The 22,374-nt window shown below is 58.1% G+C and carries 26 protein-coding genes; 20 read left to right on the top strand and 6 right to left on the bottom strand.

Features of this window, described 5'->3' with window-relative positions; genetic code table 11:
* From ACSQ83_RS26520 to ACSQ83_RS26505, 4 genes are all read left to right on the top strand, one after another.
* On the top strand, nucleotides 1-210 hold a 210-nt coding region (locus tag ACSQ83_RS26520; protein WP_436230198.1), incomplete at its 5' end, for a hypothetical protein.
* Between the two features lie 160 nt (nucleotides 211-370).
* Complete coding sequence (locus ACSQ83_RS26515) at nucleotides 371-1,117, top strand: SDR family oxidoreductase (protein WP_436230197.1); 747 nt, start codon at nucleotides 371-373, stop codon at nucleotides 1,115-1,117.
* Between the two features lie 43 nt (nucleotides 1,118-1,160).
* The gene (locus ACSQ83_RS26510) at nucleotides 1,161-1,907 is read left to right on the top strand and encodes an SDR family oxidoreductase (protein WP_132067690.1); all 747 of its coding nucleotides are present in this window, start codon (nucleotides 1,161-1,163) and stop codon (nucleotides 1,905-1,907) included.
* A gap of 48 nt (nucleotides 1,908-1,955) precedes the next feature.
* A complete protein-coding gene (locus tag ACSQ83_RS26505; protein ID WP_436230196.1) occupies nucleotides 1,956-2,165 on the top strand; it encodes a hypothetical protein in 210 nt (69 codons plus the stop codon).
* A 250-nt stretch (nucleotides 2,166-2,415) separates the two neighbouring features.
* Here the strand turns inward: ACSQ83_RS26505 and ACSQ83_RS26500 are convergent, their stop codons facing one another.
* From ACSQ83_RS26500 to ACSQ83_RS26485, 4 genes are all read right to left on the bottom strand, one after another.
* Nucleotides 2,416-4,722 (bottom strand): hypothetical protein, encoded by a 2,307-nt coding sequence (locus tag ACSQ83_RS26500; RefSeq protein ID WP_436230195.1) that lies wholly within the window; start codon nucleotides 4,720-4,722, stop codon nucleotides 2,416-2,418.
* A gap of 11 nt (nucleotides 4,723-4,733) precedes the next feature.
* Nucleotides 4,734-6,020: a hypothetical protein gene (locus tag ACSQ83_RS26495; protein ID WP_436230194.1), complete on the bottom strand. Its 1,287-nt coding sequence runs from the start codon at nucleotides 6,018-6,020 to the stop codon at nucleotides 4,734-4,736.
* Between the two features lie 1,189 nt (nucleotides 6,021-7,209).
* A complete protein-coding gene (locus ACSQ83_RS26490) occupies nucleotides 7,210-7,395 on the bottom strand; it encodes a hypothetical protein (protein WP_436230193.1) in 186 nt (61 codons plus the stop codon).
* A gap of 66 nt (nucleotides 7,396-7,461) precedes the next feature.
* A complete protein-coding gene (locus ACSQ83_RS26485; protein WP_436230192.1) occupies nucleotides 7,462-7,851 on the bottom strand; it encodes a phage protein NinX family protein in 390 nt (129 codons plus the stop codon).
* Between the two features lie 57 nt (nucleotides 7,852-7,908).
* Here ACSQ83_RS26485 and ACSQ83_RS26480 point away from each other — a divergent pair, with 57 nt between their 5' ends.
* Nucleotides 7,909-8,583 (top strand): SOS response-associated peptidase, encoded by a 675-nt coding sequence (locus ACSQ83_RS26480; protein WP_436230191.1) that lies wholly within the window; start codon nucleotides 7,909-7,911, stop codon nucleotides 8,581-8,583.
* A 28-nt stretch (nucleotides 8,584-8,611) separates the two neighbouring features.
* Here ACSQ83_RS26480 and ACSQ83_RS26475 read toward each other — a convergent pair whose 3' ends face one another.
* Nucleotides 8,612-8,923, bottom strand: a complete 312-nt coding sequence (locus ACSQ83_RS26475) for a hypothetical protein (RefSeq protein ID WP_436230190.1) — start codon at nucleotides 8,921-8,923, stop codon at nucleotides 8,612-8,614.
* Between the two features lie 313 nt (nucleotides 8,924-9,236).
* Between ACSQ83_RS26475 and ACSQ83_RS26470 the strand changes: the two genes are divergently transcribed.
* The 5 genes from ACSQ83_RS26470 to pxpA all read left to right on the top strand — a co-directional run bounded on the left by ACSQ83_RS26470 (nucleotide 9,237) and on the right by pxpA (nucleotide 14,782).
* Nucleotides 9,237-11,495, top strand: coding sequence for a bifunctional diguanylate cyclase/phosphodiesterase (locus ACSQ83_RS26470; protein ID WP_436230189.1), 2,259 nt, complete (start codon nucleotides 9,237-9,239; stop codon nucleotides 11,493-11,495).
* Nucleotides 11,496-11,499: 4 nt separating this feature from the next.
* On the top strand, nucleotides 11,500-12,537 hold the full coding sequence (locus ACSQ83_RS26465) for an autoinducer binding domain-containing protein (RefSeq protein WP_436230188.1): 1,038 nt from the start codon (nucleotides 11,500-11,502) through the stop codon (nucleotides 12,535-12,537).
* 184 nt (nucleotides 12,538-12,721) lie between these two features.
* A complete protein-coding gene (dctP, locus tag ACSQ83_RS26460) occupies nucleotides 12,722-13,777 on the top strand; it encodes a TRAP transporter substrate-binding protein DctP (protein WP_436230187.1) in 1,056 nt (351 codons plus the stop codon).
* A 5-nt stretch (nucleotides 13,778-13,782) separates the two neighbouring features.
* Nucleotides 13,783-14,049, top strand: coding sequence for a hypothetical protein (locus tag ACSQ83_RS26455; protein ID WP_436230186.1), 267 nt, complete (start codon nucleotides 13,783-13,785; stop codon nucleotides 14,047-14,049).
* Nucleotides 14,030-14,782, top strand: coding sequence for a 5-oxoprolinase subunit PxpA (gene pxpA, locus ACSQ83_RS26450; protein WP_436230185.1), 753 nt, complete (start codon nucleotides 14,030-14,032; stop codon nucleotides 14,780-14,782). The genes ACSQ83_RS26455 and pxpA overlap by 20 nt, the downstream gene beginning before the upstream one ends.
* Here the strand turns inward: pxpA and ACSQ83_RS26445 are convergent.
* Nucleotides 14,779-15,180 carry a helix-turn-helix domain-containing protein gene (locus ACSQ83_RS26445; RefSeq protein ID WP_120311505.1) on the bottom strand — a complete coding sequence of 134 codons (402 nt, stop codon included), beginning with the start codon at nucleotides 15,178-15,180 and terminating at the stop codon, nucleotides 14,779-14,781. The two genes, pxpA and ACSQ83_RS26445, sit on opposite strands and share 4 nt — an antisense overlap.
* 130 nt (nucleotides 15,181-15,310) lie before the next feature.
* Between ACSQ83_RS26445 and ACSQ83_RS26440 the strand changes: the two genes are divergently transcribed.
* The 10 genes from ACSQ83_RS26440 (at nucleotide 15,311) to ACSQ83_RS26395 (ending at nucleotide 22,373) form a co-directional block, all read left to right on the top strand.
* Nucleotides 15,311-15,559: a DNA-binding protein gene (locus ACSQ83_RS26440; RefSeq protein WP_436230184.1), complete on the top strand. Its 249-nt coding sequence runs from the start codon at nucleotides 15,311-15,313 to the stop codon at nucleotides 15,557-15,559.
* 164 nt (nucleotides 15,560-15,723) lie between these two features.
* On the top strand, nucleotides 15,724-16,383 hold the full coding sequence (locus ACSQ83_RS26435) for a lytic transglycosylase domain-containing protein (RefSeq protein ID WP_436230183.1): 660 nt from the start codon (nucleotides 15,724-15,726) through the stop codon (nucleotides 16,381-16,383).
* Between the two features lie 77 nt (nucleotides 16,384-16,460).
* Nucleotides 16,461-16,799 carry a hypothetical protein gene (locus ACSQ83_RS26430; protein ID WP_436230182.1) on the top strand — a complete coding sequence of 113 codons (339 nt, stop codon included), beginning with the start codon at nucleotides 16,461-16,463 and terminating at the stop codon, nucleotides 16,797-16,799.
* 7 nt (nucleotides 16,800-16,806) lie between these two features.
* Nucleotides 16,807-17,244, top strand: coding sequence for a VirB3 family type IV secretion system protein (locus ACSQ83_RS26425; protein WP_436230181.1), 438 nt, complete (start codon nucleotides 16,807-16,809; stop codon nucleotides 17,242-17,244).
* Nucleotides 17,244-19,814 (top strand): VirB4 family type IV secretion system protein, encoded by a 2,571-nt coding sequence (locus tag ACSQ83_RS26420; RefSeq protein ID WP_436230180.1) that lies wholly within the window; start codon nucleotides 17,244-17,246, stop codon nucleotides 19,812-19,814. Before ACSQ83_RS26425 ends, ACSQ83_RS26420 begins: the two co-directional genes overlap by 1 nt.
* A gap of 25 nt (nucleotides 19,815-19,839) precedes the next feature.
* Nucleotides 19,840-20,610 carry a type IV secretion system protein gene (locus ACSQ83_RS26415; RefSeq protein WP_436230179.1) on the top strand — a complete coding sequence of 257 codons (771 nt, stop codon included), beginning with the start codon at nucleotides 19,840-19,842 and terminating at the stop codon, nucleotides 20,608-20,610.
* Entirely contained in the window at nucleotides 20,600-20,848 is a 249-nt protein-coding gene (locus tag ACSQ83_RS26410) for a hypothetical protein (RefSeq protein WP_120311308.1), read from the top strand. The genes ACSQ83_RS26415 and ACSQ83_RS26410 overlap by 11 nt, the downstream gene beginning before the upstream one ends.
* Before the next feature lie 21 nt (nucleotides 20,849-20,869).
* Nucleotides 20,870-21,784 (top strand): type IV secretion system protein, encoded by a 915-nt coding sequence (locus ACSQ83_RS26405; RefSeq protein WP_436230178.1) that lies wholly within the window; start codon nucleotides 20,870-20,872, stop codon nucleotides 21,782-21,784.
* 158 nt (nucleotides 21,785-21,942) lie between these two features.
* Nucleotides 21,943-22,233 carry a hypothetical protein gene (locus ACSQ83_RS26400; protein ID WP_436230177.1) on the top strand — a complete coding sequence of 97 codons (291 nt, stop codon included), beginning with the start codon at nucleotides 21,943-21,945 and terminating at the stop codon, nucleotides 22,231-22,233.
* Nucleotides 22,230-22,373 (top strand): hypothetical protein, encoded by a 144-nt coding sequence (locus ACSQ83_RS26395; RefSeq protein WP_436230176.1) that lies wholly within the window; start codon nucleotides 22,230-22,232, stop codon nucleotides 22,371-22,373. The genes ACSQ83_RS26400 and ACSQ83_RS26395 overlap by 4 nt, the downstream gene beginning before the upstream one ends.
* Nucleotide 22,374: the final 1 nt, after the last annotated feature.

The following is a 22,374-nucleotide window of genomic DNA, read 5'->3' as shown; positions in this document are numbered from 1 at the left end:
GCCCGTCGGTACCTCCAGGCCTCGGAGTTCGGAACCGACGTCTCAGGGCAATTCTTCGCCTCGGCTCAAGGGAAGTTCTCAGGCCCAATTGAGGCGCAGCGCCACCCACACCTCCTCGATGGCGCTAATCAAGAAGCCGCGTGGCAGGCCGTCGTCAATGTCTCCGGCGTCAACTGGTCATACACGGAATCCTTGCGGGCGGTGTCCTGAAGGAGCGGCGGTCGCGGCGAAATGGTTGCGGTGATCAGACTCAGCAGGCGATTGCGGAGTTACATGATCGTCCACGGGTCTTACGGTATTTGTAAATAAATAGTCATACTAAATAGTTAAATATCAGCAAAGCAGCCTCAACTTCTCAAGGAGAATACATATGAACCGGTACCAAGATAAAAAGGTGGTGATTATCGGCGGCACAAGCGGCATGGGGCTCGCGACGGCGAAGATGCTCCTCGACGGGGGAGCGCGCGTTCTGGTGACAGGCCGCTCGCAGGCCGGCCTGGAGTCGGCGCAGCAAGAGCTTGGGGACGGCGCTATCGTGGTTTCGAGCGACGCGCGGTCGTTGACCGACATCGACGCCCTCGCCGCTCAGGTGAAGACCAAGTTCGACACCATCGACCTGCTTTTCGTCAACGCCGGGTTCAGCATTCCAACGCCTCTCGGGAGCGTGACCGAAGCCGTCTACGACGAGATGTTCAACCTGAACGCCAAGGGCCCCTTCTTCGCGGTCCAGAAGCTCGCGCCGCTGATCAATCGGGGAGGCTCCGTTGTCCTCACGACCTCCGTCGCCAACGTCAAGGGACTACCGGGCCAAGCCACATACGGAGCCGCCAAGGCTGCGCTGCGGTCATTCGCCCGGGTGCTCGCCACCGAGCTGCTTCCTCAAGAGATCCGAGTAAACGCGGTGTCCCCCGGCCCCATCGACACGGGCATCCTCGAAAAGGTGTTTCCTACAGAAGAGATGCGTACACAGGTCAAGGGGCACACCGTCGGCATTATTCCCATGAAGCGCTTCGGGACGTCGGAGGAAATCGCCAAGGCAGTCCTCTTCCTCGCGTTCGATGCGACCTTCACGACCGGCGCCGAGCTTCCGGTCGATGGCGGCTGGACGCAAATCTGAACGCGGTGCAGGCCGCACGTTTCACTAGACAGGGAGAACCATAGTGTCTTTATTGAATAACAAGATCGCCCTCGTGACGGGGGGTAGCAGCGGCATCGGCCTCGCGACCGCAAAAAGGTTCGTTGAAGAGGGCGCCTACGTTTTTATCGCCGGCCGCCGGCAGGCCGAACTCGACAAGGCCATCGCGGAGATCGGCTCGAATGTCACCGGTGTAAAGACCGACATCGCCAAACTCGATGACCTCGACCGTCTTTACGAGACAGTCGCGAAAAAAGGCAAGATCGATGTGATTTTTGCTGGCGCGGCTTTCGTCGAAAAGACGATGACCGCCGCAGCCACGCCTGAGCATTTCGACAAGACCTTCAACACCAACGCCCGCGGCACTTATTTCACCGTTCAAAGGGCGCTGCCTTACTTGAACGATGGTGCTTCCATCATCCTCGTGGCGTCCGCTGGGAAGAACAAAGGGCTTCCGGGCCGCAGCACCTACAGCGCCACCAAAGCAGCGCTCCGGTCATTTGCCCGGACGTGGACCAGCGAACTCAAGGAACGAAAGATCAGGACCAACGTGTTGAGCCCTGGCGCGGTCGACACGCCAATGTTCGACGACCAGTTCCCATCCAAAGAGGGCGCGGCCGAAGCGAGAAACCAAATCACTGCGATGACGCCTCTGGCACGCTTGGCGCGCCCCGAGGAGATCGCCTCCGCAGCTTTATTCCTCGCCTCCGATCAGAGCAGCTACGTCGCTGGCATCGACCTGCCGGTCGATGGCGGCCTGACGGCAGTCTAGCCCGAAGACTTAGCGCAACGCCGAACGTCATCTTCCGAGGAGCCTCTGATGACACACACAGCGAACCATTCTGTCCCAGAGCAGGGGAAATTTCGCCGAACCCCCGCGGCAGTCGGCGCTTGGCTCGATGCGCTCGAACATACAAGCTACGACTACACCCAAGACCGGATCGATCAGTTAGAGCGGAAGGTTGCGGGGCTCACGGAAGAGTTGCAGGAGATCCGGGCGTCCAGCCCTCGTGACTCTGCACCGCGTTGATCCCTCGCCGTCCGATCGCTAAGGGTTATCCGTGAACGCGTTAGCATTTTTGATGGGACACGTACCCGGACAATTAACCAAATTTCAACAGATAACTTCCGGCTAATCCAACAAATTTGCGTCACAAATCCGGCAAGTCCAATTTTTTCGGTACTACGTCATCTGGCGCGTGACCGAGTAATTTAGCAAGTCATTGATTGTTAAAGAGGCGCAGTCTAATAAATTCGGTATCCCCGCAGTCCCAAACAACTTATCCTGCTTGATCGCAACTCGCCCGAAACAACTGTTCTGCTAGAACTGCGAGCCAGCCAGTGAGTCCTGAGCAAGCTTCTTTGACTGTACTTAAGTCTTCTCTATGCAGAGTTAATTTTCCGAGCCGAAGCGCCAATATGAATTCCGGCGCCGCGCTTCCAGCGGGGGAGGTATGCAGTTCGATGAATTTTGCGATCAATCGGGCCATATCACGGCTTGCGGCTCTGTCCACTGAGTAATCCAGCTCAGATGGGTAGGCCGCACGCAAAAGAGCGGCCTGGATCGCGCCGTCGTTGAAGCGGGTGAACGTCGAAGGTTCGATCAGCGTGTGCTGGAAGACGCCGCTGCGCAGCGAGGTCTCTGGGTCTTGTGACCGAGCGCATCTTGACGCCTCCAAAAAGCAAGCAAGGGTCAACAGAACGCTCGCACCGAAGTTCTGCCCTTCCTGAGGATGGTCCACATCCCAGAGAAGAAAACCAGCCGACAGGGGCTGGGGTTCGCCGCGAGCCGAGGGCATGAAGGCCAGTTCGTCGATCAAGCCTTCCGACGATTGCATTGCGTCTCGGCGTTGGACGAGACGCTCTGGGACGTCAATCTTCTCCGCTTCACACGTTTCAATCAGTTCGTCCAGCAGCGCTACTTCCTCATCCCAGAGAACAGCCTTGTTGACACGTCCAACGGGAAGCGCAAAGGCGTGCTTGAACCGATACGCACTATCAGCGGAGTTTGAACCGATGTCGCTGCCAAGTTCTTTAAACCTTGCTTCGGATTCCGGCAGTACAGCTAATGCGATATAGAGACGAGGGCCGGAAGGTTGAACAATGCGCAACATCGCGCTTATCTGTTTGAAGATAAAGCCGTTCGATACGATTGGACTCGCAACAATTGCTGCGGCGTTTCGCAGAAACGCGCTGAGTTCTGGGTCCGGATTTTCGAGCGACACGTGGTCAATGACGCGGGTCACGGTTCCGGGAGCGCGCTTTTTTAACAACGCGTCAATGCATTGCGCCAGTTGCTGATTGTATGGTTTGCCGTGCGTCAAGTCCTTTGGATAGACGACAACTGTTGGGCCTGGCGCCGCATAGTTGCGTATCCATTCCTCAAGTTGACACGGTTTAACACCGTCGGCGCTAGCGTAGCGTGCCATTAATGCGCCTATGTCGAGCGACAACGACCACCACTGACTACCTACGGCCTTCCGGCGGCCAGCAAGCACCATATGAGCTTCCGCAAGCTCCGCCAGAATCCGCTTGCTCTTTTGAGCAAGTGATTTGTGTGCTAACCGTGCCAGTTTCGGCTTGTTGTTATGGCTCAGGAAGCGCTCACCGATAACCCGCACACTTTCCGCGCCTGGCGGCAGATTCTTGACGTCCGGTAGGAATTCGCGGCGAAGACCGTCCAGAGCCGGTTCGCCGACGAGTTTGCGAGGCACTTGAAAAAGGACGGTCGACCGGGGGTCGACTGATTCTTTATCATCGACAGACGCATCTGCCTGCAAGCCGATAAGCGTGACGACAGGAACGTTCCTTGTGCTTCCGAGCTTGCGTCGAACCTTGTTTTCGAGGCCACCAGACGTGGAAGCCGATATGACGACGAACGCAGAGCCCGGCAACGGCGACCATCGTGAAAGGCCCTCATAACCACGAAAACTTTCGATCGAATAACGCCGAGCGTTATCAGCAGTCGAAGCGTGCATTTGCACGAGCATCTGAGCGACGGGCCATATGGCCATCGAGTCGATATACAAGCGGACTTTCGGAACAGCCTCCTCCTGCGCGCAGAAAGCGGCAAACCGCGGCAGCATGGCTATCGAGAGTAACTCTATTGCGCTCGTGCCACTAAGCAACGACTCCGCACGCAGGAAGTGGCTTGAATAACGGTCCGATTGCTTCGCGAAGAAGAACCCCGGCGGAGCTGCGACCACTACGTCACCGCGCTGACTGGCCTGCTTTAGATACTCCGCCGTAGCGCATTCGAAATAGGGCGTCAGGTCAAGCGGCGCGGCAGTTCCGTTGATCTCCATGATGCGACCGGAACAATCAAAGCCGGCAATCGCAAGCTCTCCTTTTGCCATAATCTCCGTGTAGCCCTTCGCTTCACCGCTTCTTACAGCATCGGCTAGCGAACGAGCGTGTGCGTCCGACGCAACCAGAAGAGCGCGAGGGGGTACCACGTTGGTTTTCGCCCAGTCTCCGAATTTGGAACTGATTTCTGGCCAGTCTGCGTGCTCCTGTCCCAAGAAAATGAGCACGCTATGGCGAAAAGCAGAGGCGAAAGGCGCCCCAGAAAAGGGAAATATCAGCATTGTCTTGCCCCTCAAGCTGGCAGCAAGATAGAGAACGAAGTCCCTTCGACTGCGCCGAGTGCCTCACTGGTCCAGGCCCTGAGGAAAAACAACATTTTGCCGTCTTCCATGAATACGTGAGTCCCATCCTCGAGACGGAGATATGCCTGGGATACGTCCTTCTTCTCCAAAGTGAGCCGACGCTCAATATCAGAAATCGCGGAGCGTGTGCCGAAAAGAAACGACAGCCGTCCAGTGCGCAATCGCAAGAAACCATTTCGTTTGCGCAGCAGACGCGCGACGGCAAAGAGACCAATGCCGCGGTTCGTGTCGCCCGACGACGTTGCCCATTTTCGGAAGCATGAAATGACCGCCGCCTCCTCCTCCTCAATGGAGAGTTCCCATACGTCGGCCACCTGTCGCTTGTCTTCTGCACCGCTGGACAGCCAGCGACGAGCCAAGCCTGGTCCAGAATCTACAATTGAAAGTTCGACGAACGATAGCTGCCGAAGGTCCTTTTTCTTGTCGCTACCCAAGGCAGGATGTCGCACTGCGTCTTCAGCGAGGCTCTGAATCAGAAAGTTTCTGACATGAGTGTTGTTCCCCGAAAATTGCTCGACGAGTTCGTCATCCACGTCCACCAGGCGGAAGGTGATAGCGCGGATTCCCTTTGAATAAAACACGCCACGCTCGTCTGCTCTGGCCCACCAATCAGAGTTTTCGATCAGTTCCCGGGTCAACTGCGTAGCCGCCTCCGATATATCGAGGAGTTTCCTCGCAGGCCATTCCTGTGCTATGTGGGCCAACGCTGCCTGAACGACGACTCGAATTTCACCAAACTGACGCAGCTTTCTGTCGCCATCGCTTCCCTCATAGAAAGGCCGAATAAACTCACGCGATGAGCCTTGTACGCAAAGCAGGTTGACGCCTTCTCTCGATGGATGAGTGCGCGGAAAGTCAAACTCATCCATCGCGTCGAGGTAATTTGTGTAGACGCGCCCCTCAGAGCGGCCTATCCGTTTTCCGTTAGTGTCGGTGAGGACCTTCGCCATTACCCAAGCTGCCAACGCGTATGGCCGGCCTAGAAGTGTTTCTAACTTCCCGGTAAATCCACCGTCGGAACTGTCTATGCCGTCAAATCTCGCACGACCATCAGCACTTTTCCTCGCCCAACTGATAACAAGCTGCAGCAAACCTGCGTCAGCAAAGAAAGACATAAACTTGCTGGGAGCTGGCAGGCGAAGCTCGCCCGCGTCTGGGCCTGCCAATTTCCGTACAGCTGCTTCAATGCTTTCAACGGTCGCCTGAGGGATTTCCATTTCGTCCGCTTTTGAAATCAAGTTTCACGTCTCGCCTACTACGTTGACGGCGCGTTGTCAGGCCAAAAATCTAAACATCGGCATCAAATGCCAGATGGACCGTAAACAGCACCAGTCTTCCCGCTTGTACCTCGAACCTTCGACCTCACGGATATTTTGCGTATCTCAAGTACCACGGGCGCCTGTCGGGCTCATTCCGACCGGGGCCCGCCTCCATGCGCTGAGCTGTTGAGCCGGGAACTACTTTGATGGCGGCCGACTTCGTCTCGCGGTAGTCGACAGCGAAGGACGAACCGTGACCAAAATTATAGTCGAACGAGCTTGTCAGGCCCGATTGGTTCTCCTGGCTCGCGCCTTTGGCTACCTAAGTGGAAGGTAGTCAACGCAAAAAGACAGACCGAAGTTGAAAAATGAATGACATGGTCGAGCGGGTCGTTCCTGAGCCGCTCGCTGCCAATTACGGCGGAATGCTCGCTCGGCACCATCATATAAATGAGGAGGTTTGACGACTGGGGCGACAAAGTACGTTTAGCCGTTTCGTCCCAGTTAAAGCTAGCTTCAACTGGGACGAACACCCAAATGATAGGCCCATCGCGGTCCGGGCCTTGATCGCGCTCCTGTCGTGCTTATTATTTCTTCTTTGGGGGGGTATGTACTGGGAGCGTTGGATGCTTCGGTTTAGTTGGCGGGTCGACGTGATGCCTTCTGTCATCTTTACCATCTTTGCGTTTTGGCTTTGGTCCGGGATTAATGTGGTTTGACATTTTTTTCTACCCAGTAATGAGTTAATAGAGTTTGGGGTTTGAGGCGCTTAATCGGTCCACTGCGCCTCAAACCTCAGTTTGGAAAATACAGTTGCGACATGGAATTTCAAGGTTATATTGTGCCTATGTAAACCCTGAGTTGTTCAATTGGGACAAGAACGGCAGAACCAACCGGCCCGCTGAGAGCCTTGAACGACGGGGTTTGTCGGGCGATGTTACGCAAAATCGCCCGAATCCTTACCCCTACCCAACTAAAGGCCTTCGCCCTTGCTGGCGTACTTTGTCGCCCCTTTCGTCGAGTCACCCTTAAATCAACGACTTCGCGTGTTTGTCTCGCCGAAGTCCATACGACGACTCCACGAGAAGCAGGAAGCCTTACCCATCAAGGCGTAGCGGAACGCAAGCGTGCGTAAAAGTCCGGATCTTCAGCGCACCCCAGTTAGGTCGAATTCTTCGTCGAGCGCGTCTTGGCCGTCTCCGTGAAGGAACGCGTAGCGCACTCGCTCGCCGTCCCAGTAGGCAGCCGCGAAGTCAGTCAGATCTGCAGTTGTACCGCGCGGCTGATCACGCAGCAACATGGCGACGTGTGCCTCGAATTCCTCGTGCGTCATGCTTATCTCCTTGCCGCGCGCGGCGGCGAATCAACCAATCTTCTTGCCACAAAGCCTGCTGCGAATCTATTCATACGGCTCATAGCGCGATGTTCCGTCATCCCAGAGCAGTTGATATTCAACTTCTGGCCCAAAGACCGACGCGATGTAGCAGATCATGGCCGCGTCGAGGTAGGTATCGCCATGGAACTCGCGGTGGTCTACGAAGATCGAAACTGGCTCGGCATACGGCCGGCGAGCAAAAAAAACAATTCCGCGCCCCGGATCATCGATCTCATCGACGACGATCTGCGCGCGCTCGATGATTGGCTCCGCCAGTTCAGGATCCAGTGTGTATCGCGGCCAGTGGGAAATGCTGGCGATATCGGCCGCGGACGCGCGCGGGTTTAGACGAAGCAGTTCCGCTCGTTCGACCCAGCAGTCGAGGGTTGCGTCTGGAAGGTCTGTCGAGTCCATGATGTCACTCCGAAAAACGGCCTAACTCAGCGCTATCATTAAGGCAGGAGGTGGCCCATGTGCGCAAACTACGATCCATCTAAAGAAATCGATTTCGAGGCATTCAGCGAATTTCCGCGCCCCACCTTTGATTATCCACCTGAGACGTGGAAAGACTACTCGGCGCCCATCCTGCGCATGGACAGCGGCGAGCGGCTGACCGATCCTGCCACCTTCGGCATTGTGCCGCGCAAGCACATTCCCAAGGGTGTGAAGCTTTTCGACACGATGAATGCACGCGCTGAGTCGATCGGGGAGAAGCGCAGCTTCAGCGGAGCATGGAAGAATCTCCAGCTCTGCCTGATCCCGATACGCAGTTTTTACGAGCCGAACTATGAGACCGGATCGCCGGTGCGCTGGCGGATCGGCTTGGGCTCTGGCCAGCCACTCGCTCTCGCCGGCCTGTGGCGCGCTTGGATCGATCCAGACGGCCCTTCGTTGTCGTTCACGATGCTTACCGTCAATGCCGAGAACCATGCGCTCATGCGGCGCTTTCATAAGCCGGGGGCTGAGAAGCGATCGGTGATCATCCTGCGGCCTGAGCAATACCAAGACTGGCTTGGGTGCCGGACAACGGACGAGGCGCGTTCGTTCCTAAACCTGTTTCCCGCTAACGAGATGGCTGCCGCGCCGGCGCCGATTCCACCGCGGCGCCCGAAACCGAAGTCTGAGATTAACGAATCGCTCCTGTAGAGCTACGGTTGTGCCGCACATCCTTGGTTCACCAACGCTTACCGGCATATTGACCGTCCGTCGGCAATTTGATCATGATGCCACCTTGTGATCCGAGTCGGACGTGCTCGTCCTGTAGGCGAGCTAATAGCGACTTCGCAGCACCAACAATTTTCCCCTGGTTATTTGCTCCCAGGCCGTAATGAATTTCCAGGGCCTCAGCATGCGCTCTGTCTATGACGCGCCGGTAGCGCACCACCTCTAGGATTAGGCGACGAAGGGCTGGATCGCGGCAAACCCGCCATAGATCACGCAGGTCTCCATTGGAGACGGGCTCGAAATCCTCGATTTTGAGCGACATGATTCTGCATCACAAAAGCTGTATGGATATACAGTATAGGCGATGCGCAACGTGTCTATCATCGAACTGGCGAAAAGCGGGGCACTGAATGTTGTCGGCTCGTTTCGAAGGCTCCGGAGGCCGCGGACAATTGCCGCTGAGCCTACCCACACGGGCGCAAGACCATCTTTCGCGACCAAGGAGCGAACCCCAGCGTTGACAAATGTGCCGGACGGAAGCACTTGCCATCGCGCTAAGGGGTTCGTACCATGCCTACATTCGTCTTATGGATCGCAATGGCGGTGACTTGGTCCAGCAACGAGGAGGCGCCGCTATGGCGGATGCGAAAAGCGGGCTGATCAGATGGGGACTCAAGGATTGGGTGCAGATACGGCCAGCGCGGTCTGTGGTCTGGATCCCGGTGATGGCCGTCGCACTTGTCATCGCGATTTGGATTGCTGCCATTGTCCGCATCCAGACGGAGGGCAGGGAGGCGCGGGAAACCGCTGCTGCCGCCACCGCCGAACTGGCGTCGTCGTTTTCCGCTCACATTGCCAAGACGGTGCACGATGCCGACATGGTCGTTCGGTGGGTGAAGTTCGAGTATGAGCGCTCGCCGGCCACGTTCGACCTGGCTGCATATGACCAGCGAGGAATGATCTCAGCCGACACCGCCCTGCAGGTGACGATCGTAGGGCCGAACGGGGATGTGTTGCAGACGACAACACCTGGCGGGAAACAGGTGAATCTCAGTGACCGGCCTCACGTTCTGATCCATCAGACCAACCCCGAGGCTGGCCTGTATATCAGCCAGCCCGTGCTCGGTCGCTTGTCGAACCAATGGACGTTGCAGTTCACGCGCCGTTTGAACAACCCTGACGGATCGTTCGCGGGTGTGGTCGTGGTTTCGGAGAACCCCGATTTCCTTACCGACGGCTTTTACAATCTCGACACACTCGGACCTCGCGGCATGCTTGCCGTCATATCGGATAACGGCTATCTGCTGTCCCGGCGGACGGGGTTGGGTAAGGCGTCGCCCACAGGTCCACCCGCAGCGGCATATCGCGAAATGGTGGGCGCGAAAGGCCGTGTGTTCAGTGATCCCGTCGATCACGTTCGCCGGTTAGTGACGTATCGACACATCTCCCAATATCCTGTTGCTGTTCTCGTCGGACTGTCAGAGCGCGACGAGCTGGCTGGCTACCAGCACGCGAAGGTGCTGTACCTTGTGATGGCAGCCGTCATCAGTGCTTTGTTGCTCACGGCAGCAGGCTTTATCACCGTGATGATGGGCAAGTTACAGGGTTTGGCTGAAACCGATTCGCTGACAGGATTGCCGAATCGTCACCTGCTTACGCAAACGCTTCGCCGGCGAATGGATGCCTTGGGTGCATCGGCGCGGCTCGCGATGCTGTATATCGACCTCGACAATTTCAAGAAGATTAACGACACGCTGGGCCACAAGACGGGTGACGAACTCCTGCTCAAGGTTGCGCATCGACTTGCCGATGTGGTTGGAAAAGAGCGACTGCTTGCACGTATCGGCGGAGACGAGTTTGTCATTCTGGTAGAGGATGACGACGCAGCGAGGAAAGCCGGAGATCTGGCCGATGTTGTGATCAAGGCGTTCGAGCGCCCGTTCGTCATGCGCGGCAACAGCTATCTGATCTGTGTGAGCATCGGCATCGCGGTCCACAGGAATGCAGTTGATAACGAGTTCGGCTTGCTCACGCAAGCGGATCTCGCGATGTATGCGGCCAAGGAGACGGGCAAGCCCGCCAATGTCAGCCAGCACTGCACCTACACGCCAGCACTGTCCGAGCGCGCCTTGCACGATATTGAACGGCATCAGGAGTTGCAGTACGCCATCATCAATCGTGAGTTTTTCCTCGAATATCAACCTATCGTTAGCCTCGATGGCGAACTGCGCGGCGTCGAAGCCCTGGTGCGCTGGCGACATCCCACAAAGGGCGTGTTACTGCCAGGCGAATTCATCCCGTTTGCCGAGTCGAGCGGGTTCATCGTACAGATCGGTGAATTCGTGCTTGAACAGGCGTGCCAGGACTTTCGGGAATGGCAGGACACGGATCCGCGACCACTGACTCTATCAATCAATGTATCGCCTGTGCAGCTCACCACGGGCAATGTGGTTCGCGCTGTTACGCGATGCCTGAATGACTACATGATTGAGCCTGACCGGTTGCAGCTGGAGGTAACAGAAACGGTTGTTCTTGATGAGTCGGCTTTGGTCAGGACTCGGCTCGAAGCGTTGCGCCGGGCAGGGGCGAAGATCCTTCTCGATGATTTCGGTACCGGCTATTCGTCGCTGTCAAACCTCGTCAACCTGTCGATCGACGGCGTGAAAATCGACCGGCATTTCACGCGCGGGGTGCCCGCCAAGAAGGCTTCGTCGGCGATGCTGACGCACCTGATCGGCCTGACGCGCGACCTTGGGCTGTCATTGGTGATTGAAGGCGTCGAGACGCAGCAGCAGGTTGCGTGGCTCTCGCGTTTTGGTGACGTGACGGTCCAGGGTTTCTATTTTTCCGAACCGGTGCCGGCGGCGGCGCTTCCGATCGCTAGGGCGGCCTAGTCGCATGGTTACGCTGGCTACAGATAGAGCAGCGGACGGACTGGGAGAGGTCGTCTATGAAGGTGTGAATCGGCTCGGCCGCGATGAAGTCACGTTGCGCCTGCGTCGGGGAGGGAGCGATCTCTTCGCGCTTGAGCGTCAGCTCGTTCGCGCGGGCGGCGTTACGTTGACGCAGGTATTTCTCGTCGATGCTGAGGCCGAGCTTCATGATTTCGCGTCGGCGGACCCATATGGCGACAGCCTGCAAGGCTCTTACCTCGCTTTGCGGCAACGTTACCTGTCAGAGAGCGGGGGGCGCGCTGCGCAACGTCCCGGGTTGGCTGGCAATTGCCTCGACCAGATTGGCGAAATCGAGCATTGCCGCCATGAGGCGGAGTTGTTGCGGATTGCGCGGGCCGTGACGCAGGCACTCGGTGCTGAACAATACATCTTCAGCTGGCTCGTGCTCGATGAAAAGTCTGGCGATGTCATTGAGCATCGCTATCTTGCCGGCTGCGATCCCGCATGGCTGAACAAGTACATAGACCACGTGTGGTACATGAATGATCCGTTGCTCGAATATGCAAAACGCAACGTGACGCCGGTACTGTCGTCCCGACTGGATCTGTACAGCGATGCACACTGGCTGGCAACCCAAGCGGCGGCACACGGTTTCCGCAATAACCTGGTTTGTCCTGTGCATTCAGGTACCGGTTCGGTCTTTGTCATGCTTCAGGCGAGCAACGCAAAACGCACGGAGGCAGGGGAGGAAGTTCTGTGGCGCAACCGCCGCTCGCTGCGCCTGCTTACGTGCGAGCTGCTTGACTGGCGTCTGGCCGGCCTGCGACAGCAGGCAGCCAGCCAGTTCAGCCTGAGCGAGCAGGAGCTGAAAGTTTTGCGAATGGTGCACGACGGTGGAACGGCGGCCAACGTTGCGGAAGCGCTTGGGGTGTCCGTGAAGACTGTCTACGGCGTCGTGTATCCGAGAATCGACAACAAAATGGGCACGCCTAACATCAACAAGGCGGCTGCCATGGCCGTCAGTAGCGGACTGATCAAATAGGCCAGTGACGCGCGGCCAAACATTTGATCATATCAAAGGCGTTGGCGTTTGGGAATGGTAATTCGGAAACGGAATTACCCACGCTTTTCCGGCTAGAGTCTTGTCTAACAGGCCGTCGATGCGCCTCTCGCACCGGAAACTGGCGGCCTCCCCCTCGTCTCCGGCAGTCCGCCTTGAAATAAAGATGAGCAGATTAGGACAACTATTTAACTGGCTGGCTGTCACCAGCACGCTGGTCTGCTGTGTAGGGCTTCAGCCTGCCCGCGCGCAGCAGACCTGGTCGATCGCGACCGCGTATCCGGCCGACACGGTCGCAGGACGAGGCGTCGCGTTTTTCGCCAGCGCGCTGGCCGATCAGACAGGCGGCAAGGTTTTGGGCAAACCGGAGTTCAAGGCGAAAGCTGGCGCGCCGGATCTTGTATTGGCGGTTCAGGACGGACGGTTGCAGGTCGCGGACGTGTTTGGCGGCTCGCTCGCACAGCTGGATCCGATATTCGAGTTGCCTACGCTGCCATTCCAGGTGCATTCACTTGGCGACTCCCAGCGTCTTACGTGCGTGGTTGAGCCGCTATACCGCCGCGCATTGTTGCGTGCAGGGCTTCACATGCTGTTTATTTCACCGTGGCCACCGACCGGGCTATGGTCGCGCGGGCCGGTGGCAGATCCGACCGACATGGCCGGCCTGCGGGTACGAACCTACGACGACAGCTCTGCCCAGGTTCTTACTGGCTTGGGCATGCGCGCAACTGCGCTACCCGTTCAGGACGTACGCGCGCTGCTGCGGATTGGCGCGCTGGATGGTGTCCTGTCATCAGGCGATGGGGCGGTTGGAAGGTCTTTTCACGGACAGTTGCCAAACTTCACCGCGATCCACTACGCCTTTCCGGTGTCATTTGTCGTGATGAGCCAGACACGTTATGAGGCGTTACGGGACGAGTTGCGAGCCCAGCTCGATAAGGCGGCCAAAGACGTACAGCGCCGTCAGTGGGCAACGTTGCCGGCGCGCATCCGTGAGAACTATGCAGCCATGCGGCTGGCTGGCGTCGATGTAAACACCTCGATCGATGACGGCTTTCGAACGCATCTTCGCGAGGCGGGTGATGCCCGCATGAAGGAATGGCTTGCACGCGCGCCGGCTGAATACGGCGCAGCTGTCAAAGCGTTTCTGGAGGAGGCGCCGTCGGCGCAGAGCACATGTCCAATCAGCTTGCTGGAAGCTCAACAGGGCGCTCGCGGGTAGTCGCGATGCGTAGCGCGATGATGGCCGCTGGCGTGATCAGCACCTACGTTTTTCTGGTGCTCGCAAGCACGTCGCATATGTCTGCCAGCGAGCGTGCAGAGATCCTGACGCCGTGGAAGGCGACCGAAGAACCGATTGCCACGTTGCATGTGCGGATGGACGGGAGTGCATGCCGTTTCGAGAACGTATTTATTGGCGACGGCGCTGTTCGTACAGCCAGCCATTGTGTACCTGAAGAGGAGAGGGCCAAGGATGAGCGCGAAAAGAATTGATCTGAACGTCGATCTCGGCGAGGGCTTTCCCCACGATGCCGAGCTGCTCGCGTACGCCACTTCAGTCAACGTCGCATGCGGATGGCACGCGGGTGACCCCCTGACCATGCGCCGCGTCACGTCGGAGGCAATACGTCGGGGTGTGGCGATCGGCGCGCATCCGAGTTTCCCGGACCGGGAGAATTTCGGTCGAACTGCAATGGTCCTGCCGCCGGAAGAGGTGTACGCCGGCGTGCAATACCAAGTGGGTGCTCATGCTGCGGTCGTCGCGGGGCTGAGCGGCCGGGTAACTCACGTCAAGCCTCATGGCGCGCTCTACAACCAGGCCGAGGAGGATTCAGATCTCGCCCGCGCCATTGTTCATGCGATCCGCGACTTCGATCCCGAGCTTGCGGTATTCGGCCTTGCAGGCGGCCAGCTCGTCAGGATTGCACGGGAAGAAGGGCTCGTTGCGATCGACGAAGCTTTCGCTGACCGCGCCTATACGCCGGCGGGCAAGCTGGTGCCTCGATCCGAACCGAACGCGGTTCTCGATAGCGACAACAAAGCCTGTCGGCAGGCGATCAACATGGCGTGTGACGGCCGCGTCCGTGCGTGTGACGGCAGCTGGTTTGAGGTGAAACCCCAAACGTTGTGCCTGCACGGCGACGGAGCGCACGCCGTTGAGTTTGCACGGATGATCCGCGCGGCGCTGGCCGAAACTGATGTTGCGGTCGCGTCTGCCGTTTGTTAATTGCCGATAAGGCCGACCGCCTTCTGCACGACCAGGGGATCGACCTGACCGTTTTCAGCGGAAGTTTGGTAGACGAGGGCGACGAGCTTGGCTTTCTTTCCTGTATTGACGGGTTGGCCGGCGTCGGAAAGTGCAGCTTCGACGGCATTAAACACGGCGCGTAACAGATCTTCGTCGATTGCTCCATAACGAGGAGGGCGCTTTCCAGTGAGGATGTACGGCACGTCAAAGCCATGTTCGATCAACGTAACGAGATAGCTTGCGTCAGGAAATCGTTCGCCTTGTTCGTATGCGAACTGCGTTCTTCGACTGACACCAGTCCATGCACAGATATCTCCTTGCTGAATGCCGAGGCGGTCTCGTTCGGCGACGATCCGATCGCCCACAGTGCCGGTCATAGGCACTCCACAAAACAAGGGTAGAAAACGGCTATCATTGGCTGTAAATAACTTTATTTGTTGACAATGGGTCGAAAACTACCAATCATGATAGTTAATTGCTCAATTTGATCAGTATACGGGCCGCCGCATGCCACTGAAAACATTGGAAGAGGTTCGCGCAGAGTTCGACCGGTGTGGCATCTCCATTTCGAGCTGGGCCGTAAGACATGGAATCCCTCGCAACATAGTCAACGGCGTGTTGCAAGGCAGACTGAAGGGCAAGCGCGGCCACGCGCACAACGCGGCGGTCTTGCTGGGACTGAAGGACGGCGTCGTAAATCGTGAGGACGAGGCGAATGAGCCAGATCTTTGCGAGGTGCGAGGTACCGCCAGATAGGGAAGGGTAGGCGTGGAGGCGAGGATGTAGAAGCGGTCAGCGTCAATGTTGCGAGCATTGGCGCCGACCTGACCAGTTGTTGAAACCTGTGAGGTCGACAGTGGCTAAAGCCATTATATCGTTCGGGCACAGCCGGCGACATAACGTGGGCAAAGGGGGAAGTCGTGCTTGATTTCAACTCCCTGGCCCAGCAATGCGCGCCGAACGTCCACCCCACGACGCTTCAGGCGGTCGTGAGGACTGAATCCGGCTTCAACCCGTACGCGATCGGCGTCGTTGGTGGGCACCTTGTTCGCCAGCCCCGTGACCGTGCTGAAGCGGTGGCGACGGCGAAAGCGCTCGAAGCGCAAGGCATCAATTTCAGTATGGGGCTTGGACAGGTCAACAAGGGAAATCTTGCCCGCTACGGACTGACCTACGAAACAGCTTTCGACCCGTGCGAAAACCTGCGCGCCGGCAGCGCCATCCTGCATGACTGCTATCAGCGGGCGGCCGCAGCAATGGGGCAGGGCACACCCGCATTGCGTGCTGCTATCAGCTGTTACTACAGCGGTAATTTCACGCGTGGCGAGGCAGCCGGCGCCGGCGGTACAAGCTACGTACAGCGCGTTGTTGCCAACGCCCAGACGACGGGAAGTTCAACCAATGTCGTTCCTGCGATTCCTGTTGTTATGGACAGTCACTCCGACAGACCGGCGCACGCTGCAGCGCCCGATGCCAAAACCTTTTCCGCGCACCGCGATGGCCCAAAACAACGGCCGGACGCACCGCATCCGTCATGGGACGCATTCGGCGATTCCGCCTGCGACGACAATTGCAACTAACCTGAGCTGCGACAACGCGGCCTGATCGAAACCACGTGAAAGGAGAAGACATGCATCGCAATACGAGGCTCATATTCATGAAATTAGTACAACTGAAAGGTTATGCATATCGCAAGCCGATGCAACGAATCGCGACCTGCGTACGCCAAACAACAGCCTTGGGCATCGCAATCGGTCCCGAACTCGCATTCGCGGGTGGGGGGCTGGACTCAGCAACGCAGGGCGCGACCACCTTCAAGATCTGGCTTTATTCGTTCCTTGGCGTCGTCGCGGCCTGCGTGCTGATGTGGAAAGGGGCGGAATGCTGGGCCGATCGCGCGCACTGGAGCGAGTTTGTGACGATGTGCGGCAAGGTGGCGGCGGTGGGCTCGGTGGTCGGCGTGCTCGCACCTTATCTGTGGAACATGTTCAGCTGAGCACGCCATGTCGGACGAAAAAACCGGCTACCCCGGATTCAACGGCCTTGGCCGCACGGCGGCCATCTGGGGCGTCCCCTATATGGCGATGCTGGTTGTCGTCGTCGCGTCGATGTTTGTCGGCGTGCTGATTTCCTTCTTCGTGGGACCAGGCGGTCTGCTGTTCGTTTTCCTGGGCTTTCCGGTGCTGCTGTATTTCAAGCACATCTGCGAAACCGACGACCAGGGCCTGCGGATCATGTGGCTGGAATTGCGTTGCCGCTTCTACTTCTGGCAGCTGCGGGTCCGCGCGCGGCTAAATGCCGGGCGAGCCGCCCCACGCTTCGGCAATACCGCTACGCTCGCGCCGCTGCGATACGGACGGCAACGCCGCGTCTACCGCGATTTTTTCAAACCGTTGTCCAAGGGTGAGCGCCGACTGCGTGAGCTCGATCCGGAGGCCTGATGCAAAGCAGACCCGCCGTCACCAGCGAAATCCTCGGCGCGATCGGCGCCGTGGAAGACTGGATTCCGAAGTACGGGCATCCGGTCACGAAATACGTACAGCACCTTGAGGGCAACCGGTTCATGGTGACGCTGGCCATGCGCGGCGTGCCGTTCGAGGTGCACGAGAACGTCGCGATGGAGCGCATGTTCGATCGCGATACGGAAGCGTACAGCAAGCTGGGTCGCGACCTGGGTGGCCGCCTTGGCTATCACGCAACGTTCGTGCGACAGCGCGTAAGTTTTGATCGCGTGTACCGGTTCAAACAACGCTTCCTGCAGTGGTTCGTACGCGAGTACATCGGACGACGTTTCGGAGACGAAAAGTTCTTCGAGAACCGCTACTACCTGTCGCTGATCCTGAAATACGAGGACTTCGATGACGGGCTGAAGGAAATCGAATCGCTCGCGCAGCAGGCGCTGCTGCAGTTCGGCGAGTATGAAGCCGAGTTGCTTGAAGTGTACGAGCGCAAGCACATGAACGGCACGAAGATGCTGTTCTCGCCTTTGTATGGGCTCGTCAGCTATCTCATCAATGGGAAGACCGGTGATCTGCCGGTCGCAGCGGAACCCGGCACCGATGTCATCCCGTCGAGCCATCTGCACTTTGGGTACAACACGCTCGAGATCGGGGCGAGCGACTTGCCGGCGTACCGGCGCGTTGCAACCTGCCTCGACCTTCGCAGTTGCCCGGAGAAGCCGGGCTGGGGCCAGCTCGACCCGTTGATCACGTTGAACATGGAATTCACGATTACGCATACGTTCAACTGCATGACGGGCTTCGAGTCAAACCGGACCATCGATTCGGCAATCAACAAGCTGGAGTCGGCCGGTGACAAGGCGAAACATCAGGTCAAGGAACTGCGCGACGCACAGGGTTACGTGAACACGGGTGAGCTGTCGTTCGGCGAGTATCACGGCGCGGCGGTTATCTACGGCGAAACAGCGAAAGAAGCACTGGAGAACGCCGACAGGTTTGCGTCCCGTTCGCGCAACGAGTGTGGAGTTGAATGGTCGCCCGCGACGGGGTCTGCTCCGTTCACGTACTTCTCACAAGTCCCGGGCGCGCGAGTCAAACCGCGACCAAAAGTGCAGTCCTCGCGCAATTTTGCGGCGATGTACACGTGCCATGACTACTCGTCAGGCAAGGCGGAAGGTAACCCTATTGGTGACGGGTCAGCCGTCATCCCGTTTCGCTCGGATTCGGGCGTGTACAACTACAGCTCGCACGCGAGCCGGATGGCGGACATCAACGTTTCGGAGAAGGTCGCTGGGCATTTTGAAGCGAAAGGCACGACCGGCAGCGGTAAGTCTACGGTCATCGTGGCGGCGACTGGCATGCTGTCCCGCTTCGATCCGATGCTGTACGTGCTGGACAAGGGGCGGGGCTGGGAAGTGTTCATTCGTGCGATGGGTGGCGCCTATGTCTATCTGGAGAAAGGCAAGCCGACCGGATGGGCGCCGTTCGAGCTCGCCGACACACCAGATAATCGCGAATTCCTGTACGGGCTCGTCGAACTGTGCGGCCGGAAGAACGGTGTCGATCATCAGGGTAAGCCAATCAGGATTGACCTGACGGCCGGCGAGAAGATTCACTGCCGCAACGCCGTCGATGCGGTAATGGGGGTTGATGACGTTCGGCTGCGCCGCTTCAGCCTGCTACTGGACAGCATTCCGGACGAGGGCGACGACGGCCTGCGCGCACGTCTGTCGATCTGGTGCAAGTCGGAGGGCGGCCGGTTCTGGTGGGTGTTCGATAACCCGCCCAATCTCTCATTGAACATGAGCGAGCAACGCTGGATCGGGTTCGATGTTGAGGCGTTTCTTGTCGAGAACTATGAGCCGTCGGAGCCCGCATTTGCATATCTGTTCCATCTCAAAAAACTGATGCGTCGGGAAGGCACCCTGATGCTGACGGTGATCGAAGAGTACTGGCTGCCGCTGCGCTTTCGCACGATCCGCGAGCAGATCGAGGAAACACTGGCGAGCGGGCGTAAGGAAGGGGAGTTCATGGGACTGATCACGCAACAGCCGGAACAGGCGCAGCGGGCGGCAGACCTGTTTCCCGCGCTGCGCAGTCTGGTCGCCACGAAGATCTGGCTGGCTGATCCGGCGGCCGAAGAGGAGGCCTATCTGCGCGACGGCATGACCCGCAAGGAGTTCAAGGAATTCAAAAAACTCACGCCACAGTCGCGCCGATTCTTGATCAAGCAGGGCAACCAGTCGGCCTTCGCCAGCTTTGACCTGAGTGGGCTGGACGACGCGATTGCGGTGTTCTCTGGTGATCGCGAGAACGCACTGATCTGCGACGGGGTGCGCGCAGAGTTTGGCGACGATCCGGACGTCTGGCTGCCCGTCCATCTGTACCGCGTGTTCGAACGCAAGCTGCGCACGCGGCTCGCGGCGAAGCACGGCGCCGATGAGCGTTTGTGGTCCGCCGAGCTGCAGCGCGGCCTCGAGCGCAAGCGTGCCGAGCTTGCGCAGATTTATCCACCGGTGAATCGGCCGGTTGACGACGAAGTTTTTGCCTGATGTGGTGCAACCCAGGGAGGGAACGATGAACAGCACCGATGTCTATCCGGCCGTGCGCCGGCCGGTTGACCCAGCGATCCGGAACCTTCGCGACGCGCTGCGGGCACGATCAACGCGCGCGGGCATGAGTCTGGTCTATCTGCCTGGGATTACGCTTTGGCCGCGCCGCAGTCTGGTCGCGCTGTTGTGCGCGTGTATGTTTTCACAAGCCCACGCGCAGGGCGTGCCGACCATCTCGCCGGCGGAGCTCGCGCAACAGATGGTGCAGGTTCAACAGCTGTTCCAGCAGATACAGAATCAGGAAGACCAGTACCGTGCGCTCACAGGCAACAGCAGCTTCGGCAACATCATGAACGATGCGTCGTTGCGCAACTACCTTCCGGAACAGTGGCAAAACATTTACGACCAGGCGAAGAACGGCGGTCTCTCGGGTATCAGTTCGTCGATGCGTTCGATCGAGCAGCAGGAAGGCATGACCGGCGCGAGCACGCCTGGACAGCAGCGCTATTACGACACACTCGCGGCAAACAAGGCGATGAACGAGCAGGCGTACAGCGCGACGATGGCGCGCCTGAACAACATCCAGTCGCTCATGCAGCAGTCGAATCTGACGCAGGATCCGGCACAGAAAGCGGATCTCCAGAACCGCATGGCCGCGGAAGAGGCGATAGTCACGAACGATCAGACGCGCTTGCAGCTCACCGCGCAGTTGCAGAAAACAGAGCTGCAGCTTGCCGAACAGCAGCGCGATCGCGAATTCAAAAACACTCTCCTGGGAGGTTCCAGTGGCGAATAAAGCACTTCTCTCGACCATCATTAGTCTGCTTGTCGCGATCGCAGGCTACCTCGGCTATCTCGCGTGGGACAGGCATCAACACAATTTGCAGGAAGAAGCTGCACACCAGCGCGAACTTGCGTTCAAGGCGCAGTTCCTGGGTACGACTCCAGAAAAGCTTGAACAGGAAGAAACGCCGGCGCAGCGTGCGCAGAGAAAAGCGGACGAGGAAGAGGCTGCGAAAGCCGTCCAGAAGTAGTGCCTGACACAGGGAACTCCAATGTCCTACACACCGATCACCACCACGATCTTTTCTAGCATGACGTCCGACTTCGACGCGAACGTGGTTTCGACCATCAGTTCGGGTTCGGAGCGAATCATCGGACTGATCTCGCCTCTGATGACAACGTGTTTCAGCATCTACGTACTGCTGATCTTGTGGTCGTACTGGCAGGGCAGGAACGATGAGCCCATCAACGATTTCCTGATGCGCATGGCAACCTGGGCATTCATCCTGACCTGCGGGATGAATATCCAGTTTTACACCACTTACATCGTACCTGCGTTGAACGGCCTGGGTGAGCAACTGGCCGGCGCGATCACGGGGCAGGCGAATCCTATCTCCGGCCTGGACAATCTGTTGAGTGCATACATCAATGCCTGCGGGCAGATCTACGACAGGGCCGAGGGCTTCCAGATTATTGGAGCTGTTTGGGTGATCACGGTGCTCCTTATTTTCGCGACACCGTTCATGGGGTTGGCCGTTGCATACATCATCCTCGCGAAATTTGCGCTTGGTTTGCTGCTTGCGCTAGGGCCGCTCTTTATCTCAATGGCGCTGTTTCCACCGGTGCGTCAGTTCTTCTGGAACTGGGCGGGCCAGTGTCTTAACTACGCCCTTCTCGTGGCGCTATTTGCAGGTGCCGGCGCTATTGAGGTGGGTTTTGCGCAGAAGATCGCGCCTTCCGGATCGGCTTTCCCATCGATGAAACAGGTGGTTGAAATCGATGTGATGGGCGTGGTGTTCTTCATTGTCGCGCTCAATCTGCCGGGTCTTGCTTCGGCGTTGGCGAGTGGTGTGGGGATTTCCACGATGACCGGCAAGCTCGGTGCGGCCGGTAAAGCCCTTGCGGCTGCGGCGAAGATGGGAGGCGAGGGGAAGCAAAACACGGGCGGATCCGTGTCGAAAGCGTAAGGAGGGTACGTGCCTGATTTTTTTGCGAAGCTGATCCGCTGGTGGTTGCTCTCTGTCTGCTGGGTCACGTTTGCTGGTTTCGCGCTGGCATTGCTGAATAGCATCGTTACATTCATTTACCACCGCCTGCATTAAGTGCACACAGCAGGAGATCACGATTGAAAGCGCAACTTTGTATTCGAAAGGCCGTGACGGCTATGACGCTGGCAATGCGTATGTATGCGTCGCGGCGCGCGGGCCGCCTCGCATTGCTGGTATTCAGCGCGTTTGTCGGCTGGTTCGGGATCAGCTCATTGCAGGTGTACGGAGGCCGGCTCGAACATGTCGCGATCGTGGGCCTCCTATTTGTACAGGGCGTGGAGATTGCAGTTTATACCGCCCGATGTGGCTGGCTGGCGATGTTCAGCCGGGCGTTCCCGGGCGAGACGACACAAGGGGCGCAATCATGAAAGGCATATTAACGCTCGCGCTGCTTGCTCTCGCGCTGCAGGCGTGCAGTTCGCCGCCGAAGCCACCCGAGCCAACTGGTCAGTGGGTACCCGTCAATCAACCGTTGGCCCAGCAATCGGGCCATACGGAACCGAAGTGAG

The sequence above is a fragment of the Caballeronia sp. LjRoot29 genome, assembly GCF_964252755.1.
In the GTDB taxonomy this organism is placed as follows: Bacteria; Pseudomonadota; Gammaproteobacteria; order Burkholderiales; family Burkholderiaceae; genus Caballeronia.
This window is presented reverse-complemented; position numbering and strand designations above follow the sequence as displayed.

Excerpts from the sequence above, each read along its gene's own strand:
- ACSQ83_RS26495 (WP_436230194.1), bottom strand. The coding sequence starts at position 6,020 with ATGGAAATCCCTCAGGCGACCGTTGAAAGCATTGAAGCAGCTGTACGG.
- ACSQ83_RS26515 (WP_436230197.1), top strand. The coding sequence starts at position 371 with ATGAACCGGTACCAAGATAAAAAGGTGGTGATTATCGGCGGCACAAGC.
- ACSQ83_RS26430 (WP_436230182.1), top strand. The coding sequence starts at position 16,461 with ATGAAATTAGTACAACTGAAAGGTTATGCATATCGCAAGCCGATGCAA.
- dctP (WP_436230187.1), top strand. The coding sequence starts at position 12,722 with ATGAGCAGATTAGGACAACTATTTAACTGGCTGGCTGTCACCAGCACG.
- ACSQ83_RS26425 (WP_436230181.1), top strand. The coding sequence starts at position 16,807 with ATGTCGGACGAAAAAACCGGCTACCCCGGATTCAACGGCCTTGGCCGC.
- ACSQ83_RS26420 (WP_436230180.1), top strand. The coding sequence starts at position 17,244 with ATGCAAAGCAGACCCGCCGTCACCAGCGAAATCCTCGGCGCGATCGGC.
- ACSQ83_RS26505 (WP_436230196.1), top strand. The coding sequence starts at position 1,956 with ATGACACACACAGCGAACCATTCTGTCCCAGAGCAGGGGAAATTTCGC.
- ACSQ83_RS26465 (WP_436230188.1), top strand. The coding sequence starts at position 11,500 with ATGGTTACGCTGGCTACAGATAGAGCAGCGGACGGACTGGGAGAGGTC.
- ACSQ83_RS26470 (WP_436230189.1), top strand. The coding sequence starts at position 9,237 with ATGGCGGATGCGAAAAGCGGGCTGATCAGATGGGGACTCAAGGATTGG.
- ACSQ83_RS26445 (WP_120311505.1), bottom strand. The coding sequence starts at position 15,180 with ATGACCGGCACTGTGGGCGATCGGATCGTCGCCGAACGAGACCGCCTC.
- ACSQ83_RS26415 (WP_436230179.1), top strand. The coding sequence starts at position 19,840 with ATGAACAGCACCGATGTCTATCCGGCCGTGCGCCGGCCGGTTGACCCA.
- ACSQ83_RS26500 (WP_436230195.1), bottom strand. The coding sequence starts at position 4,722 with ATGCTGATATTTCCCTTTTCTGGGGCGCCTTTCGCCTCTGCTTTTCGC.
- ACSQ83_RS26455 (WP_436230186.1), top strand. The coding sequence starts at position 13,783 with ATGCGTAGCGCGATGATGGCCGCTGGCGTGATCAGCACCTACGTTTTT.
- ACSQ83_RS26485 (WP_436230192.1), bottom strand. The coding sequence starts at position 7,851 with ATGGACTCGACAGACCTTCCAGACGCAACCCTCGACTGCTGGGTCGAA.
- ACSQ83_RS26480 (WP_436230191.1), top strand. The coding sequence starts at position 7,909 with ATGTGCGCAAACTACGATCCATCTAAAGAAATCGATTTCGAGGCATTC.
- ACSQ83_RS26395 (WP_436230176.1), top strand. The coding sequence starts at position 22,230 with ATGAAAGGCATATTAACGCTCGCGCTGCTTGCTCTCGCGCTGCAGGCG.
- ACSQ83_RS26440 (WP_436230184.1), top strand. The coding sequence starts at position 15,311 with ATGCCACTGAAAACATTGGAAGAGGTTCGCGCAGAGTTCGACCGGTGT.
- ACSQ83_RS26475 (WP_436230190.1), bottom strand. The coding sequence starts at position 8,923 with ATGTCGCTCAAAATCGAGGATTTCGAGCCCGTCTCCAATGGAGACCTG.
- pxpA (WP_436230185.1), top strand. The coding sequence starts at position 14,030 with ATGAGCGCGAAAAGAATTGATCTGAACGTCGATCTCGGCGAGGGCTTT.
- ACSQ83_RS26490 (WP_436230193.1), bottom strand. The coding sequence starts at position 7,395 with ATGACGCACGAGGAATTCGAGGCACACGTCGCCATGTTGCTGCGTGAT.
- ACSQ83_RS26405 (WP_436230178.1), top strand. The coding sequence starts at position 20,870 with ATGTCCTACACACCGATCACCACCACGATCTTTTCTAGCATGACGTCC.